The 15,675-nt window shown below is 64.7% G+C and carries 15 protein-coding genes; 6 read left to right on the plus strand and 9 right to left on the minus strand.

Translation table 11 applies throughout. The annotated features are described in order from the left end of the window. Window positions 1-72 precede the first annotated feature (72 nt). On the minus strand, window positions 73-849 hold the full coding sequence (locus tag AC2CQI_RS23575) for a response regulator transcription factor (protein WP_075804661.1): 777 nt from the start codon (window positions 847-849) through the stop codon (window positions 73-75). 142 nt (window positions 850-991) lie between these two features. Continuing rightward, window positions 992-1,462, minus strand: coding sequence for a prepilin peptidase (locus tag AC2CQI_RS23580; RefSeq protein ID WP_075804660.1), 471 nt, complete (start codon window positions 1,460-1,462; stop codon window positions 992-994). A 74-nt stretch (window positions 1,463-1,536) separates the two neighbouring features. Between AC2CQI_RS23580 and AC2CQI_RS23585 the strand changes: the two genes are divergently transcribed. Next, the gene (locus AC2CQI_RS23585) at window positions 1,537-1,980 is read left to right on the plus strand and encodes a TadE/TadG family type IV pilus assembly protein (RefSeq protein WP_484578042.1); all 444 of its coding nucleotides are present in this window, start codon (window positions 1,537-1,539) and stop codon (window positions 1,978-1,980) included. After that, complete coding sequence (locus AC2CQI_RS23590) at window positions 1,977-4,634, plus strand: PAS domain-containing sensor histidine kinase (protein WP_484578043.1); 2,658 nt, start codon at window positions 1,977-1,979, stop codon at window positions 4,632-4,634. Before AC2CQI_RS23585 ends, AC2CQI_RS23590 begins: the two co-directional genes overlap by 4 nt. Here the strand turns inward: AC2CQI_RS23590 and AC2CQI_RS23595 are convergent. The 5 genes from AC2CQI_RS23595 to AC2CQI_RS23615 all read right to left on the minus strand — a co-directional run bounded on the left by AC2CQI_RS23595 (window position 4,631) and on the right by AC2CQI_RS23615 (window position 9,054). After that, the gene (locus AC2CQI_RS23595; protein ID WP_484578044.1) at window positions 4,631-6,598 is read right to left on the minus strand and encodes a pilus assembly protein TadG-related protein; all 1,968 of its coding nucleotides are present in this window, start codon (window positions 6,596-6,598) and stop codon (window positions 4,631-4,633) included. The genes AC2CQI_RS23590 and AC2CQI_RS23595 overlap by 4 nt on opposite strands. A gap of 198 nt (window positions 6,599-6,796) precedes the next feature. Then, window positions 6,797-7,357: a DUF4136 domain-containing protein gene (locus AC2CQI_RS23600; protein ID WP_484578045.1), complete on the minus strand. Its 561-nt coding sequence runs from the start codon at window positions 7,355-7,357 to the stop codon at window positions 6,797-6,799. Window positions 7,358-7,374: 17 nt separating this feature from the next. After that, complete coding sequence (locus tag AC2CQI_RS23605; protein WP_484578046.1) at window positions 7,375-7,992, minus strand: DUF4136 domain-containing protein; 618 nt, start codon at window positions 7,990-7,992, stop codon at window positions 7,375-7,377. Between the two features lie 10 nt (window positions 7,993-8,002). Further along, window positions 8,003-8,752 carry a methyltransferase gene (locus AC2CQI_RS23610; protein WP_484578047.1) on the minus strand — a complete coding sequence of 250 codons (750 nt, stop codon included), beginning with the start codon at window positions 8,750-8,752 and terminating at the stop codon, window positions 8,003-8,005. Beyond that, complete coding sequence (locus AC2CQI_RS23615; protein WP_075804653.1) at window positions 8,749-9,054, minus strand: MazG-like family protein; 306 nt, start codon at window positions 9,052-9,054, stop codon at window positions 8,749-8,751. Before AC2CQI_RS23615 ends, AC2CQI_RS23610 begins: the two co-directional genes overlap by 4 nt. 648 nt (window positions 9,055-9,702) lie before the next feature. On the opposite strand from AC2CQI_RS23615, the gene AC2CQI_RS23620 reads away from it, so the two are divergent. Beyond that, window positions 9,703-9,999, plus strand: coding sequence for a DUF3077 domain-containing protein (locus AC2CQI_RS23620; protein ID WP_075804652.1), 297 nt, complete (start codon window positions 9,703-9,705; stop codon window positions 9,997-9,999). Between the two features lie 130 nt (window positions 10,000-10,129). Here AC2CQI_RS23620 and AC2CQI_RS23625 read toward each other — a convergent pair whose 3' ends face one another. Both AC2CQI_RS23625 and AC2CQI_RS23630 read right to left on the minus strand, forming a co-directional pair. Then, window positions 10,130-10,981: a MaoC family dehydratase gene (locus tag AC2CQI_RS23625; protein ID WP_484578048.1), complete on the minus strand. Its 852-nt coding sequence runs from the start codon at window positions 10,979-10,981 to the stop codon at window positions 10,130-10,132. 2 nt (window positions 10,982-10,983) lie between these two features. Further along, window positions 10,984-12,336: a 3-oxoacyl-ACP reductase gene (locus AC2CQI_RS23630; protein WP_484578049.1), complete on the minus strand. Its 1,353-nt coding sequence runs from the start codon at window positions 12,334-12,336 to the stop codon at window positions 10,984-10,986. 119 nt (window positions 12,337-12,455) lie between these two features. Between AC2CQI_RS23630 and AC2CQI_RS23635 the strand changes: the two genes are divergently transcribed. The 3 genes from AC2CQI_RS23635 (at window position 12,456) to AC2CQI_RS23645 (ending at window position 15,626) form a co-directional block, all read left to right on the plus strand. Then, the gene (locus AC2CQI_RS23635) at window positions 12,456-13,733 is read left to right on the plus strand and encodes an acetyl-CoA C-acetyltransferase (protein WP_484578050.1); all 1,278 of its coding nucleotides are present in this window, start codon (window positions 12,456-12,458) and stop codon (window positions 13,731-13,733) included. A 76-nt stretch (window positions 13,734-13,809) separates the two neighbouring features. Further along, window positions 13,810-14,601 carry an AraC family transcriptional regulator gene (locus AC2CQI_RS23640; RefSeq protein ID WP_075804648.1) on the plus strand — a complete coding sequence of 264 codons (792 nt, stop codon included), beginning with the start codon at window positions 13,810-13,812 and terminating at the stop codon, window positions 14,599-14,601. A gap of 131 nt (window positions 14,602-14,732) precedes the next feature. Next, entirely contained in the window at window positions 14,733-15,626 is an 894-nt protein-coding gene (locus AC2CQI_RS23645; RefSeq protein WP_484578051.1) for a PA4780 family RIO1-like protein kinase, read from the plus strand. The last annotated feature ends 49 nt before the right edge of the window (window positions 15,627-15,675 follow it).

Here is a 15,675-nt window from a genome sequence, read left to right on the forward strand (position 1 = left end):
ACAGTGTCTGCGGCGCCGCTGAACCTGTGGGAGCTGGCTTGCCAGCGATGAGGCCATCAAACACACGACAACTCAGTGTTCGGTAACCCTCTGCCGCAACGCCGACCCGCTCGGCGACAACGCCAGGGCCAGTTGGGTGCGGTTGTGCATATGGGTCAGGCGCAGCACCTGGGAGACATACAGCTTCACCGTGTTCTCGGTGATGCCCAGTTCGCAGGCGATCTGGTAGTTGGTCTTGCCCTGGCCCACCAGCCGCGCCACGTCGAGCTGGCGCGGCGATAGCGGGGCGAAGATGGTGGGGATGACGTCGCTCTGCGCATCGCTTTCCTCACTGCTGTCGCTACGCGAGTGCGCCTGGGGCCGCGCCTTGTCGAGATCCTGGTACAGCTCTTCGATGGAACTGGCCAGGCATTGCAGCTTCTGGTTCAGGTGACCCAACTGCTGGTAATCCTTCTGCCGGGCCTGCAGGGCTTCTTCCTGGCGCTTGAGGCCGTCCAGCAACTCTTCCAGATCCACGGGTTTCTGGTAGTAGTCCGCAAAACCCTCGCGCAGGGCCTTGATCACGTCCTGCTTGTCGGCGCGGCCGGTGAGCATGATGGCTTCGAAGATGCGATCCGGCCCGGTCTCGCTCTTGAGTTTCTTCACCAGTTCGATGCCATCGAGGCCGGGCATGTTCAGGTCACAGACCACCAGGCCGATGGCCGGGTCGGCGATGAAGCATTCGACGGCATGGCTGCTGGACTCACAAGGCACGCAACGGTAACCACTGCTTTCGAGGAATTCGCAAAGCTCTTCGACGATCAGGGGCTGGTCATCGACGACCAGGACTTTCACTTTGCTGGCTGGCATTTGAATCGCGACTCCATGCTGACGTGCCCTCCCTGAATGCTGCCAAGGAGCGGTCCCGGTCACGGTGGGGCACTAACTAGAAAGTAGTCGCTCCTTGCGATTATTTACAAGGAGTGACACCCAGGTTAGAGCCCCCAGGCGACTAATGGATCCATAAGATTGCGAGCAGGAAGCCGGCGAACAGGAACGGCGCGAAGGGCTGTTTTTTTGACATCTCCTCCTGCAGTTCGCGCAGGCGCTTCTTAAGCTTCTGATTCAGCAGGGACCAGAACCAGCGCCGCCCCAGCAGCCAGGCCAGCACCACTACCCCGGCACCGATGAAGGTGCCCAGCAGATACCACTGGTCGGTTGCCAGGGCCAGGGCGCCGAGCAATTTCACATCCCCGGCACCCAGCCGACCAAGGATATAGCCCGGAAGGGTTAACAACATCACCAGGGCCAGGGCCAGTGCCGCATCGGCGGGTTCGGCGCCGATCCAGGTGTGACCGGTGAAGAACAGATAGGCGAGGGCGAAGGCGGCTGCACCGAGGGTCAGGGTGTTGGCGATCTGCCGTTCACGGACATCCTGTTCGGCACAGAGGGCAAGCCACAACAGCAGGACGAGACTTTGCATTGGCGAAACGCCATCCCTTGGTCTGATTGATTCTATATTTGTCAGGAGAGGTCTTTGTCAGGGTAGACGCGATCATGAAAGCAAGCCTTGCTGGACGGCAAAAAGGTGCGGTGGCCATCGAGTTCGCCATCGTGTTCCTGATGTTCTTCGCAGTGTTCTACGGGCTGCTCAGCTACAGCCTGCCGATGCTGATGGTGCAATCGTTCAACCAGGCCAGCAGCGAGGCGGTGCGTCGCTGCGTGGCCCTGGACCCGGCGAGCGGCACCTACGCGGCCGACGTCAACAATCTGGCCAGGCAGACACTGGAGCAGCAACTGGCGTGGCTGCCGGGGTCGCTGGGCTTCCAGTTCGCCACGGACGCGACCGTGACCCTGAGCGGCACCCGCTTGCTCACTGTGAGCGTCCACTACAGCAAGGCCAAGATCACCTCGACCTTGCCGGTGCTGGTGCTGCCGGGTATCGGCGAGGTCCCGCGCTTGCCGGCGACCCTGACCACCCAGACGAGCCTGCAGCTTTGAACGGCGGTTCGGGGCTGTTCGACCGCTGGCGGACCCGCGCCGGCGAAACCGGGAACTGGCCCGAGGCTTCGGCGCCGCCGGCGGTGGGCCTGCAATTGTGGCTCGATGCGCAAGGCCGCGTATTGCGCCTGGGCGGCCCGCTGCGGACTGCGCTGGTGCTGCCGGCGCAGATGTCGGCGCACCTGCGCGACTACGTGTTGCCGCACAGCCTGCTGACCCTGGAAGGCACTCCGGCGGACTGGCAGGCGCACCCGCTGGACCTGGATTTCCGCGCCGCCGCCGGACACAGCCTGCATACCCGTGGCTGGTTGTTGCCCCAGGCCGAGGGCTGGCTGCTGCAACTGTTCGATATCGGCGACCTGATCCAGCAGCAGCGCCAGGGCACCGAGGCCCGCCAGCAGCAACTGCTGGCCGGCACCATCGCCGCCGCCTTGCGCGATTGCAGCCTGCAACACCTGAGCGACGAAGCCGGCGAGCAATTGCAGCGCCTGGCCTGGCACTGGCGAGCGACCTGGGCGGCGATCCTGCTGCCGGCGGGCCATGCCTGGACCTGCTTTGCCCACAGCGGCGACAGCCTGCCTCTCAGCGAAGCGCGCCTCAGCCTGCTGCTCGACAGTCTGCCCGCCACCCAGCTGTCCCACAGCTCCAGCCAGCCGGCCTTGCAGGCGCTGCAGTTGCCGTTCTACCTGATGCCGCACCGCCAACAGCATGAAGTGCGCGCCTGGCTGCTGTGCGAGGACACAGGCGGCCAGCGCCTGGGCGACGAGGCGCTGTTGCTCGCCGATGCCCTGCTCGAACCCTTGCTCGCCCGTCTTGCCGGTGATCGCCTGCAAGCCAGCCAGCAGCGCCTGGACAACGTCCAGGGCCTGCTCGGCGCCGGCTGGTGGGAGTGGATGCCACACGACTCGACCTTGCACCTGGCCCCCGGCCTGGCGGCCAGCTTCGGCGTACCGGCACGGGTCAGCCTGGCGGACTGGCTGACCCTGGTGCACCCGGCCGATCGCGAGGCGACGCTCCTGGCCTTCACTGCCCTGCAGCGCCAGGGTGACAGCCTGCAACTGTGCCTGCGCCTGCTCGGTGAGGCGCCGCGCTGGTATCGCCTGTGCGGCGAAATCAGTGGTCAGGGCGATGCCCGGCGCCTGCACGGTTTCATGCTCGACATCAGCGATATCAAGCAACAGGAACAGCAGGCCAGCGCCGCCCATGCGCGGCTCGACAACCTGATCGCCAGCTCGCCGGCAGTGATCTACATCCAGCGCTACGAGGACGGCGCCCTGCACGCGGAATTCTTCAGTGCCAGCCTGCAGCCCCTGCTGGGTTGGCGCAGCGTGCCGGGCGAGCGCCTGCAGCCGGGCCACTGGGTGCACCCGGACGACCTGCCGCTATGGCTGGAGCGCACCCGCACCTTGCTGCGCGAGGGCCAGGTGCGCAGCCGTTACCGCCTGCGCGACCATGACGGTGGCTGGCACTGGATACTCGACGAGGCCCGCCTGCTGCGTAATGACCTCGGCATGCCGGTGGAAGCGGTGGGCCTGTGGCTGGATGTCACCGAGGCAACCCAGGCCGCCGAGCGGGTGCGCCAGAGCGAGGAGCGCTACCGCGTGCTGGTGGAAGACTCACCGGCGATGATCTGCCGCTATCGCCCGGGCCTGGAGTTGCTCTACGGCAACCAGCCCCTCGCCGATTATCTGGAGTGCACGCCTGCGCAACTGTCGGGCATGAACCTCGGCGCCTGGATGTCGGCGGAGCAGCGCGAGTTGTTCGTGCAGCGCATCGCCGCGCTCAGTCCGCAGGCGCCGATGAGCAGCGACGAGGTCTGCCTGCAACTGCCGGGGCGCCAGCATGCCTGGTGGGTCTGGTCCGACCGCGGGCTGTTCGACGGCGAGGGCCGGCTGGTGGAAATCCAGGCTGTCGGGCGCGACAACACCGAGGTCCGGCGTGCCCGGCAACTGGTGTTGCAGAGCGCGAAAATGGCCACCCTGGGCGAAATGTCCACGGGCCTGGCCCATGAGATCAACCAGCCGCTCAACGTCATGCGCATGGCCGTGGTCAACGCCCTCAAGCGCCTGGAGAACGGTGATCTGGACGTGGACTACCTGCAGGAAAAACTCAGGCGCATCGACGCCCAGGTGGTGCGGGCGTCGAAGGTGGTCGATCACATGCGCGTGTTCGGTCGGCGTTCGGAGGTCGAGGGCTCGCTGTTCGAGCCCTGGCTGGCCGTGGAAGGCGCGCTCTCGCTGCTGGCCGACGGCCTGGCTGGCAAGGGCATCGACATTCGCCTGGGCGATCCGCTGGAGGGCGCGGTCTACGGGCATCAGGACCAGCTTGAGCAGGTGCTGATCAACCTGATGGTCAATGCCCGGGATGTGCTGCTGGAAAAGCGGCCGGCGCAGTTGTGGATATCGCTGCTGGGCGAGCGTGACGAGCAGTGGTTGCGGTTGATCGTCGAAGACAGCGGCGGCGGCATCGAACCGCGCCTGCTGGAGCGCATCTTCGAGCCCTTCTTCACCACCAAGCCGGCCGGGGTCGGTACCGGCCTGGGGCTGTCGGTGAGCTACCGCATCGTGGAAAGCATGGGCGGCAGCCTGAGTGTGGATAATGGTGAGCAAGGCGCGCGCTTCGTGATTGCGTTACCGATTCAGAGCGAGCGCTAGATCACCAGGTTCGGCCTGCCGCTGCATTGCAGATTAGCGCCGACATCGACCTGGTTCACGGTGACTCCAAGGTTGCTCAGCAGGTTTTGCAGCAGCGGATCCAGCAACGGGCTCAAGGTGTTGGTGATGAAGGCACCGAGCGTCGAGTTGAGTCCTGCCAGCACTGAGGCTGCTACACCCAGCAAGTCGCCAAGCACATTGGGCGTAGTGGCCTTGAAGGCCTCGACCTTGACCCCATTGAGTGTGCCTCTGAGGCTTTGGACGATGTTCGGGTTGGCGACGCTCATCCATGAAGGCGGCTGGTCGAGATTGGGCGGTGTCGTGAACACGAGGTTCTGCGTGCTGCCGGTCAGGACGCTGCCATTGCTGCCGACAGTGGTATCGATCTTTATGCCAAGTCCGCCTCCCGTGAATGGCTTTCTCGCTTCGCAAGTTCCGATACCGAGGACTTTCCGGCATGTCTTGGTACCGATGTCGATCAGCGCCAGCGGGCGGGTATCTGGCAGGTTGGCGGAGTCGAAGACATGCGCCGGATCGATTGTGCCCAGCCGCAGGGATACGGCTGCGGTTTTGGTTTCGGCGGTGAGGGTCTTGTTCGGCGTGCAGGTGTATCCGGTTACCCGGCTGTTACCGCTGCCGACTTCCAGGTTGATGTCGATCCTCGGTGTCGGCAGTGGGAGCAGGTCAATCTGCTCGCAACCGGCACCGAGGAGGCATAGCGCAGAGTTCAGGGTGCTGACCAGATCGAGGCGCAGCAGGCTATTGAGCGTGGTCACCAAGGGGCCGACCAGATCTGTCAGGGCCGTGGTTACCCCGCTGATGCTGTTGAGGACCGGAAGCTGGATGGACAAATAGGTCCGGACTTGCGCGGTACGCACGAAAATCTGATTGGGGCCCTGGGGATTGGCTTGGGCGAGTGCCGGATTGCCGATACTGGAGAACTGGGCGGGTTCGATGATGCTGACTTTCGCGGTGATGTTCAGTAGCCCGGGAATGGATAGCGCGCTGGCATCGACTACGGCAGCGTTCTTTTTGCCTGCCAGCTGGATGAACGACTGCACCAGTTGGAACAGTTGCACATCGGTATTCAGGCCCGCATCGGGTGTGCCGCTTTGCACGTTCAGGATGTCCCCGAGCACGAGAGTGGGAACATGCAATGACGCTTGCCTGAGGGCATTCAGGCTGGTGACTACATCTGCGGTGTTTCCTGCGCGGGTGGCGGCCTTGATCATCGCGTCGACCAGCTTGGTCGCCGAGACATTGGTATCGAGAAGGCTTTCGTAGTTGCCGGCACTCAGGTTGAGGTCCACGGCCAGTTCCTGGAGGTAGTCCAGGAGATTGAGCTGGGTAGCGAGCAGACCATTCCAGCCAGCTGCGTTGATCGAAAGCTGGCCGCCCAGCAGTTGCGAGAAAATGCCGTTCAAGGCTGCCGCGCGACTCGTGTCGACATTCAGTAAGTTGCTGCGAATGGCCAACGCAGCCAATGGAGGCAGGGGCGGCGTCGCGACGGCTGATGCGTGCAGGGTAGTGTTGCTGGGGGATGCGGTGCCCCTGACAAGGCTCCATATACCGGCGGCGAAGCTATTGGCGGTCTGAAGTTGAGCCTGGACACGAATGGCTTCGGCTCGGGTTGCGTCCGGCGTGAAGGCGCGTCGGCTCGCGGCCCCGGTAGCAACGCTGCCACAGGTCGTCAGCAGGGTATTGCCATTGCCGACGCTGAAACCGTTGCGGTTGGCGCTGACCGTGGCAAGGGTCGCCGCCTGTGGACCGACGCCATTGCAGGTAGCACTCTGGCCGGCGGCTTCGAGGGCGGCCATATCCACCACCCGCTGCAGCTTGCGCTGCTCCATGTACAGGCGCCCGCCATCTACCGCCAGCAGGCCGAACACCAGGGCCATGGCCAGGGTCAGGACGGCCGCCAGGCCAATGGCGCCGCGCTGGCGTTTCGCGAATCGGGGAGACACGAGCACTCCTTTGCCGGCACATGCCGTGCACGTCGCGTGCGTTCAAGGAGTGTAGTCAAGGTTATGGCCAGTCGCCTGTACTGGCCCGAGAGAGCGACTTGGTACCCTGTGGGAGCTGGCTTGCCAGCGATAGCGGTAGTGAACTCACCATCGTAATCGCTGGCAGGCCAGCTCCCACAGGGTCGGTGGAACGTCGCCTCAACGTGGCGGATAGTTGGAAAGCACCTGCGCCACCGTCTTCTGGATCGCCGTGTTGCGCTCTTCCGGCGTCGGCGGGTAGTGGTTCATTACCTGCTCGGCACTGCCGCGCCAGACCAGCTTGCCGTCGCGCCCGTCGAACATATCGACCTGGATAGTCGCCACCTTGTATTCCACGGTGCGCGTCTCGTTGAACATCGGGCCGCCCCAGTAGCCGCCGTAGTAGCCTCCCCAACCGCCGCCGTACTGGGTGGTGACCTGCTGGTGACGGTTTTCCACGATCAGGTAGGTCTGCACCTTGAGGTCGTCGCGGGTGCCGGCCTGGGCCGGGCGCAGGCCGCGCTGGTCAAGCTCGCTGCTGACTGCCTGGCGGATGCGTTGTTCGGTCAGGTCGCTCTTGATCCGCGGATCATCCGGGCGGTATTGCAGCGCCGGCTCCTGCCAGGTCCAGCTGCGATAGCCGGCGAAATCGCGGCTGGCGTCGAAGTCCTGGGACACGTTGTTGCTCTGGCAGGCTGCAAGCAATGCCAGCAGGGACAGTAAAGCGAGACGTCGGAACATGATGATTCTCCAAAGGCCTAGCTGGGAGGATAGCCGCTCATGGCTTTATCGACGGCCTCGCGCACGGCGTCGGCGCGCTCGGCCAGGGAGCCCTGGCTGGCGGTCTCGGCGCTGGCGCTCCAGACCGGCTGGCCGCTGCCGGCATCGAACAGGTCGACCCGCACCACCATCACCTCGACCTCGTAGGTGCGCACCACCGGCACGCTGCCATACACGCCGTAGCTGTTGCCGTAGGGGCCGCGGCCGTAGCCCATGCCGCCGTAGCCGCCATAGGGATAGTAGTCATCGTCGCGGTACTGGCGCAGGCGCCGTTCCAGATGCATGTTGGCGCTGACCAGCAAGTCGCTGTGGCCGTCCCGGGCCGGGCGCAGGCCGCGCTGATCGAGGGCGTTGCTGACGGCCTCGGCCAGTTGCGCCGGATCGATGGACGCGCTGCCGGCGGGCAACTGGTTATTGCGCCAGGTCCAGCTGCGGTAGCGCCCGTAGTCACGGGCCGGGGCAGGATAGGCGCTGCGGTCGAAGGTGTTCGTTGCCTGCGCCGGTGCCGGCGGCAGCGGGTTGGAACTGGCGACATAGGGATTGCTGCCCTGGCACGCGGCCAGGGTCAGGCAGGACAGGACGAGCAGGTAGCGCATGGGATTCTCCCTAGCGGGGACGGCAGATCCAGTGCAGGTAGCGGCCAAGGCCGGCGAAGGCCGGATGGCGACGGTGGGCCAGTTCCATTTCCAGCAGGTCGATCAGCTCGGCGCGGCCCTGGAACTCGCTGGGCATGTAGTCATGGAACACCCGCACGCCGCTCTCGGTCTCCACTTCCCATAGACCTTCGAGCTGGGTGCGGAGTTCGCGTGGATCGAGAGGCTTCTGCGGGGTCAGGCTCTGTTTCTCGCCGGCCATGTCGTTGCGCCGCATCTTGCGGAAATGGCCCTTGAGCAGGTTGCGGTAGACCAGCGCATCGCGGTTGTAGAAGGCCAGGGACAGCAGGCCGTCGGCGCGGGTCAGCTGGTGCAGCACCGGGAGGATCGCCTCGGGTTCTGCCAGCCATTCCAGCACGGCGTGGCACAGGACCAGGTCGTAGGGTTCGGTCAGTTCGCCGAGCAGGTCCTGCCAGGGCGCCTGGATGAAGGTCGCGGGCTGGCTGGCGGCGGCGAAGCGTTCGCGGGCGCCGTCGAGCATGGGCGCGGCGGGTTCGGCCAGGGTCAGCTGGTGGCCGCGCTCGGCCAGCCACAGGGCCATATGGCCGAGGCCGGCGCCGATATCGAGGATGCGCAGCGGGCGGTCGGGCAGGCACTCGGCGAGGTCGGCCTGGAGCACGGCCAGGCGGATCGCGCCCTTGGCGCCGCCGTAGATCTTCTCGGCGAAGCGGGTCGCCAGGGCATCGAAATGGCGGTCGTTCATTTGGCGAAGCGCCTCTCGCTATCGGCCAGCTTGGCCTTGACGACCTGTTCCATGTCCAGGCCGAGTTCGCTGCACAGCAAGAGCAGATAAAGCACGATATCGCCGACTTCCTGGCCGGCGTGGGCGAGCTGATCGGCGGGCAGCTGGCGGGACTGGTCTTCGCTCAGCCACTGGAAGATCTCCACCAGCTCGGCCATCTCCACGCTGGCGGCCATGGCCAGGTTCTTCGGGCTATGGAAACCGCGCCAGTCGTTGTTGTCGCGGATGGTGTGCAGGCGTTGGGTGAGTTCTTGCAGATTCATTTCGGGTCTCCTGAGGCGGTATAGCTTCAGGGGGAAGGGCCGGGCTGGCAAGAGGGATCGTATGGCTGGGGGAGAACCCTGAGGTGGCCTTGCGGGCAGCATTCTTAAACACATGTTTGCTGGAGCGATGGAAAGTTGGTCCTTAATCTGTCCAGCCCCCTCTTCATGGCGGCTGTGTGCAGGAGGGCCAAGGATCTACTGGATTCCTACTCATCCGGTTTTCCACCCTGCTTGCAGGAGGTCCTTGGGCCTGCCGGGTTTACCTTTTCACCCGGTTTTCCACTCTGCACTCAGCTGCCACCCATTCATGCTTGTTCTTGAAGAGCTCTGCGCCGGAGTTCTTCAGCATGCTTAAACACAAAGTTTCTGGAAGCTGAAAATCCTAGGACGTAACCTACGCGATCTGTCGGCGTTGGCTTCCTTGCTCATGGAAACTACTCCTTCTAGTCTTTCGCGGTCGCCGGAGGTCCGGTGATCGGGGTGTGGAAACCTCGGCAACGCTCGACAGAGACTGCTTTATGGCAGCTGTGCACGGGAGGCCCTTGGCCTGCCGGGTCTCTCTGTCGCTCGGTTTTCCACCCCGTGCGCAGTTGCCACCCTTCAGTGTGGAAACTGAGGGTGTCGGCGTAACCCGACAGAGAAAGCCAAATGAAGAAAATCGTTCCCGATCCACCCCTCGCTTCAACCTGTTCCCGCCACTTCGGTGAATGCCCCGGCAGCCACCCGCCCTTGTTCTCGGTCAATGCCGGGATCGACCCCCACAGTGCTCTCGTGCATGCCTCGATGTTCTTGCGCTGTGCCTATGAATCCGCCCAGCACTCGGTACTGCCGGACCCGGCGAGCAGCAGCTTTCCGTGGTTGACGATGCATGCAGTGGAGGCGGCCAAGGGGTTGGTCGATGCGCTGCTGGAAGGAATAGAGCAGGAGGGCTGGAAGCGCCCGTAAGGCTGGCCGGTGACCTGTGGGAGCTGGCTTGCCAGCGATGAGGCCGGTTTGAACAATGATGTTGTCAGGTCGGGCCAAATCGCTGGCAAGCCAGCTCCCACAGGGTTTTGTGTTGGCAGCAGAAGGGTTGTCAGGCCGGTTGCCAGGTGCCGGTCATGTGGATGATTCCAGCATGCCCGCTCAAGCGAAACTGCCCACTTGGTGCCACCTCGCTCCCATCCAGAATCACCTCGCTCGGCAACCTGACCGGCTTGTGGAAATCAACCATCACCTCATACCCGCTACGCGGCAAATGCCCGCGCAGATGCGCCATCGCCATGGCCTTGCTCCACATCCCATGGGCAATGGCCTGGGGAAAACCGAACAGTCTGGCACTGGCCGCACTCAGGTGAATCGGGTTGTAGTCACCACACACCCTGGCGTAATGCCGCCCGATATCACTGTCCGCATACCACCGCGTCAGCTCGGTCATCGCCAGTGGCTCCGGCGCTTCCACCACCGGCACCTCACCCGCCACCTTCATTCCCCGACACAGCATGCGACTGGTCTCGGACCAGATCAGCCCGATGCCATCCTCGGCATCGGTGCGCATATCGAGGGTGGCGCCCTTTTCGTGGGGCTGGAGGTTATCCACAGACACCGAGAAACGCAGCCGCGAGATCCCGCCCAGCGGCCGCAGCACGCGAATCCGGTTGCTCAGGTGGACCATCCCCAGCAACGGTGCGGGAAAATCCTTGGCCGTGAGCAACTGCATCTGCAAGGCAAACGCCATCACATGGGGATAAGTCGGCGGCAGGCGCCCGTCCTGGATGAACAGGCATAGCTTGCGATAAGCCTCCAGGTTGCGCTCATCGACATTGATCCCGCAGCGCAGCCCATAGCGGGGCAGGGTGTCGCCGCTGATCTTGCGTTTGCTCGCCGCCTTCAGGTACAGCCCGGAGAGGCTGGCGGTACTGCCGAGGTCGTGCCAGGTCTGGGTCATGGTCAGGCTCCCATCACCGCCTGGCCGCAGACACGCAGCACCTGGCCACTGACCGCGCCGCTGCCCGGCTGGGCCAGCCAGGCGACCGCCTCGGCGACATCCTGGGGCAAGCCGCCCTGGCCCAGCGAGCTCATGCGCCGCCCGGCCTCGCGCAGGGTGAAGGGAATCGCCGCGGTCATGCGGGTTTCGATAAAGCCCGGGGCGATGGCATTGATGCTGATCCCGCGCTCGGCCAGCAGCGGCGCCCAGGCCTGGGCCAGACCGATCAAGCCGGCCTTGCTGGCGGCATAGTTGGACTGGCCGCGATTGCCGGCGATGCCGCTGATCGAGGCCATGACCACGATGCGCCCGTGCTCGTGCAGGGCACCGCCATCGATCAGCGCCTGGGTCAGGATCGCCGGGGCCTTGAGATTGACCGCCATGACCGAGTCCCAATACTCCGGGGTCATGTTGGCGAGGGTCTTGTCGCGGGTGATGCCCGCGTTGTGCACGACGATATCGATACCGTCCGGCAGCCCTTCGAGCAATCTGGCCGAAGCATCGCTGGCGCAGATATCCAGGTCCAGCGCCCGTCCGCCCAGGCGTTCGGCCAGGGCCTTGAGATCATCGGCGGCCTGGGGCACGTCCAGCAGCACCACCTCGGCGCCATCCCGGGCCAGGGTTTCGGCGATGGACGCGCCGATGCCCCGCGCGGCCCCGGTGACCAGCGCCTTGCGCCCGGCCAGCGGGCGGGTCCAGTCCTGCACCTGGCTGGCGCAGGCTTCCAGGCGCAGGACCTGGCCGCTGACAAAGGCGCTTTTCGGCGAGAGGAAGAAGCGCAACGCACCCTCCAACTGATCCTCGGCCTCCTTTGCCACATAGAGCAATTGCAGGGTGCCGCCGCTGCGCAGTTCCTTGGCCAGGGAACGAGCGAAACCCTCCAGGGCACGCTGGGCGACCCGGGCCAGCACCTCGTCAAGCTGCTCCGGTGCACGACCGAGAATCACTACCTTGGCGCTGCGATCGAGGCTGCGCAGCAGCGGCTGGAAGAACTCGCGCAACTGCTTGAGCTGGTCGATATCGCTGAGGTGGCTGGCATCGAAGACTACCGCCTTGAGCTTGCTGCCGAGCCCCGCAACCCAGGCCGGCAGGCCGAGGTCTTCATCGGCGAAGCTGAACAGCTCGCCGGTCAGGCGCTGGCCGAACGCCGCCACCTTCACCGCCAACGGCCCGCCGCCGAGCAACAGCGCGCCCTCCACGGGCCGCAGCCGGCCCGCTTGCCAGCGCTCCAGGCGGGCAGGCTGCGGCAGGCCGACAGCCCCTACCACGCGCCGGCCGAGATCGGAGTTGGCGAAGTTGATATAGCGGTCGGTCATGGCACGTCTCCCTGAAATAAGCATCAGAGTGTGGACCATGATCGGCCGTTGGTCGTTCGAACCGGGAAAAAACTCCTACGCTCTATGCGTCTATTTCGGGAATAAAAGGAATGTCTCTCATGCGAAGTCTGCGTCGGGTCGCGATCATCGGCGGCAATCGAATCCCTTTTGCGCGCTCCAATGGTGCCTATGCCACGGCCAGCAACCAGAGCATGCTGACCGCCGCCCTCGAAGGGCTGATCGAGCGCTTCGGCCTGCATGGCCTGCGCTTGGGCGAGGTGGTGGCCGGGGCGGTGCTCAAGCATTCCCGGGACCTCAACCTGACCCGCGAATGCGTGCTCGGTTCGCGCCTGTCGCCGCAGACCCCGGCCTATGACATCCAGATGGCTTGCGGCACCGGCCTGGAGGCGGCGCTGCTGGTGGCCAACAAGATCGCCCTCGGGCAGATCGACTGCGGCATCGCGGGCGGCGTCGATACCACCTCCGATGCGCCCATCGCGGTCGGCGAGGGCCTGCGCCGGGTGCTGCTGGAGGCCAATCGCGGCAAGACCACGGCCGACAAGCTCAAGGCCCTGCTAAAGCTTCGCCCGTCGTATCTCAAGCCGGAATTTCCGCGCAACGGCGAGCCGCGCACCGGCTTGTCCATGGGCCAGCACTGCGAGCAGATGGCCCAGCACTGGGGCATCCCCCGGGAAGAACAGGACGCCCTGGCCTTGCTCAGCCACCAGCATCTGGCGGCGGCCTTCAACGAAGGCTGGCAGGATGACCTACTCACCCCGTTCCAGGGCCTGACCCGCGACAACAACCTGCGCCCCGACCTGACGGCGGAAAAGCTCGCCGCCCTCAAGCCGGTGTTCGAGCGCAACGGCAACGGCACCCTGACCCCCGGCAACTCGACACCGCTGACCGATGGCGCCTCGGTGGTGCTGCTGGCGAGCGAGGAATGGGCGAAAGAACGCGGCCTGCCGGTGCTGGCCTATCTGCTGGATGGCGAGACCGCCGCAGTGGACTTCGTCAAAGGCCATGAAGGCTTGCTGATGGCGCCGGTCTACGCCGTGCCGCGCCTGCTGGCCCGCCACGGCCTGAGCCTGCAGGACTTCGACTACTACGAAATCCACGAGGCCTTCGCCGCCCAGGTGCTGTGCACCCTGAAGGCCTGGGAAGACCCGGAGTACTGCCGCGACCGCCTTGGTCTCGAACAGCCGCTGGGTTCCATCGACCGTGCGAAGCTGAACGTGAAGGGCAGTTCCCTGGCTGCCGGTCATCCCTTCGCCGCGACGGGCGGGCGTATTCTCGCCAACATGGCCAAGTTGCTCGACCACGCCGGCCAGGGCCGTGGCCTGATTTCCATTTGCGCTGCCGGCGGCCAGGGGGTGACGGCGATCATCGAGCGCTGATCTCGAATCACCTTGTAATAATCAGTCGGCGCGTTAACCTGCAAGGCATTTCCGTCTTGCGACACAAGGCCCAGCGATGCCGACCAACGGACAGAACACCTCGCCGCGGCGGATTCCCGACCTCAGCGCCTTGCCGCGGCCGCTGTATGCACGGGCGGAAAGCCTCGGTGCCGGCTCGTGGACGACCCGGCACCGGCATGACTGGGTGCAGTTTTCCTACGCCATCAGTGGCGTGCTCGGCGTGTACACCGCCGAGGGCAGCTACTTCGCCCCGCCACAGTGGGGCGTGTGGGTGCCGGCCGGGGTCGAGCACGAGGTGATCACCTCGACCCGGGCGGAGATGCGCAGCCTGTACGTGCGCCGCAGCGACTCTAGCTGGGCGCCGAGGCATTGCCGGGTGCTGGAAGTGACGCCGCTGGCCCGGGAGCTGATCAAGCAGTTTTGCCAGTATCCGGTGGACTACCCGGAAGGCGACAGCGACGAGGCCCATCTGGTCCGGGTTTTGCTCGATCAGTTGCGGACCTTGCCCGAGGTGGGTTTTTCCCTGCCGTTGCCGCAACACCCGGGTTTGCTCGGGGTGTGCAACGAACTGCTGAAAAACCCGGAGCAGACCCACAACCTCGAGCATTGGGCACAGCGCCTGGGGCGTTCGGAAAAGACCCTGATGCGCTTGTTCCAGCGCGAGACCGGCCTGAGCTTCCGTGCCTGGCGCCAGCGCATGCGCCTGTTGTCGTCGCTGGATGCCCTGGAGCAGGGGGAGAGCGTCACACAGGCGGCACTGGGATGCGGTTACGATTCCACCTCGGCCTACATTGCCGCCTTCAAGGGGCTGTTCGGCGCGACGCCTGGGGAACTGTTCCGGGAATGAGCTGACGTAAATTGAAACCATGTCGCCTTTGCCTCGGGACCGTCACCGGCAGGGCGCTTGATATATCGTGTGCGCCTCGCCGACGAGGCACCTCCAAAGACAGTGGCAGACAGGAGCAAGAACAAAAGCCGATGAAGACTCCCAAACGGATAGAACCGCTGATCGAAGACGGGATGGTCGATGAAGTGCTGCGCCCGCTGATGAGCGGCAAGGAAGCAGCGGTCTACGTGGTGCGCTGCGGTCGCCAGTTGCGCTGCGCCAAGGTCTACAAGGAAGCCGACAAGCGCAGCTTCCGCCAGGCCGCCGAGTACCAGGAAGGGCGCAAGGTGCGTAACAGCCGCCAGGCCCGGGCCATGGCCAAGGGCTCGAAATACGGGCGCAAGGAAGCCGAGGAAGCCTGGCAGAACGCCGAGGTGGCGGCGCTGTTCCGCCTGGCCAGCGCCGGGGTGCGGGTGCCCAAGCCTTATGATTTCCTCGATGGCGTGCTGTTGATGGAGCTGGTCACCGACGAAGACGGCCAGGCCGCGCCGCGCCTCAATGATGTGCATCTGGAGGCCGAGCAGGCCCGGGAATACCACGCCTTCATCATCCGCCAGATCGTGCTGATGCTGTGCGCCGGGCTGGTGCATGGTGACTTGTCCGAATTCAACGTGCTGCTCGGGCCGGACGGTCCGGTGATCATCGACCTGCCCCAGGCGGTGGACGCGGCGGCCAACAACCACGCCTTCAGCATGCTGGAGCGGGATGTGGCGAACATGGCGCATTACTTCGGGCGGTTTGCTCCAGAGTTGAAGCAGACTCGGTATGCCAAGGAAATGTGGGCGTTGTTCCAGGAAGGCAAATTGCTGCCGGACAGTGTGTTGAGCGGGACCTGGAAAGACGACGAGCACATCGCCGATGTAGGCGGCGTGATGCGCGAGATCGAAGCGGCGAAGTTCGAGGATGCCCGGCGCCGTGCTGGCCGTGAAGAGGCCGAGCGCGGGCCGGTCAAAGGCGAAGAGCCTCCGCCGCCGTGGGCGCAGTGACCCTCTAAGCTACTGGTGATTACGGCGGTGTGCTCACCATCGCTATCGC

It is taken from the genome of Pseudomonas sp. P2S-1, from assembly GCF_057197725.1.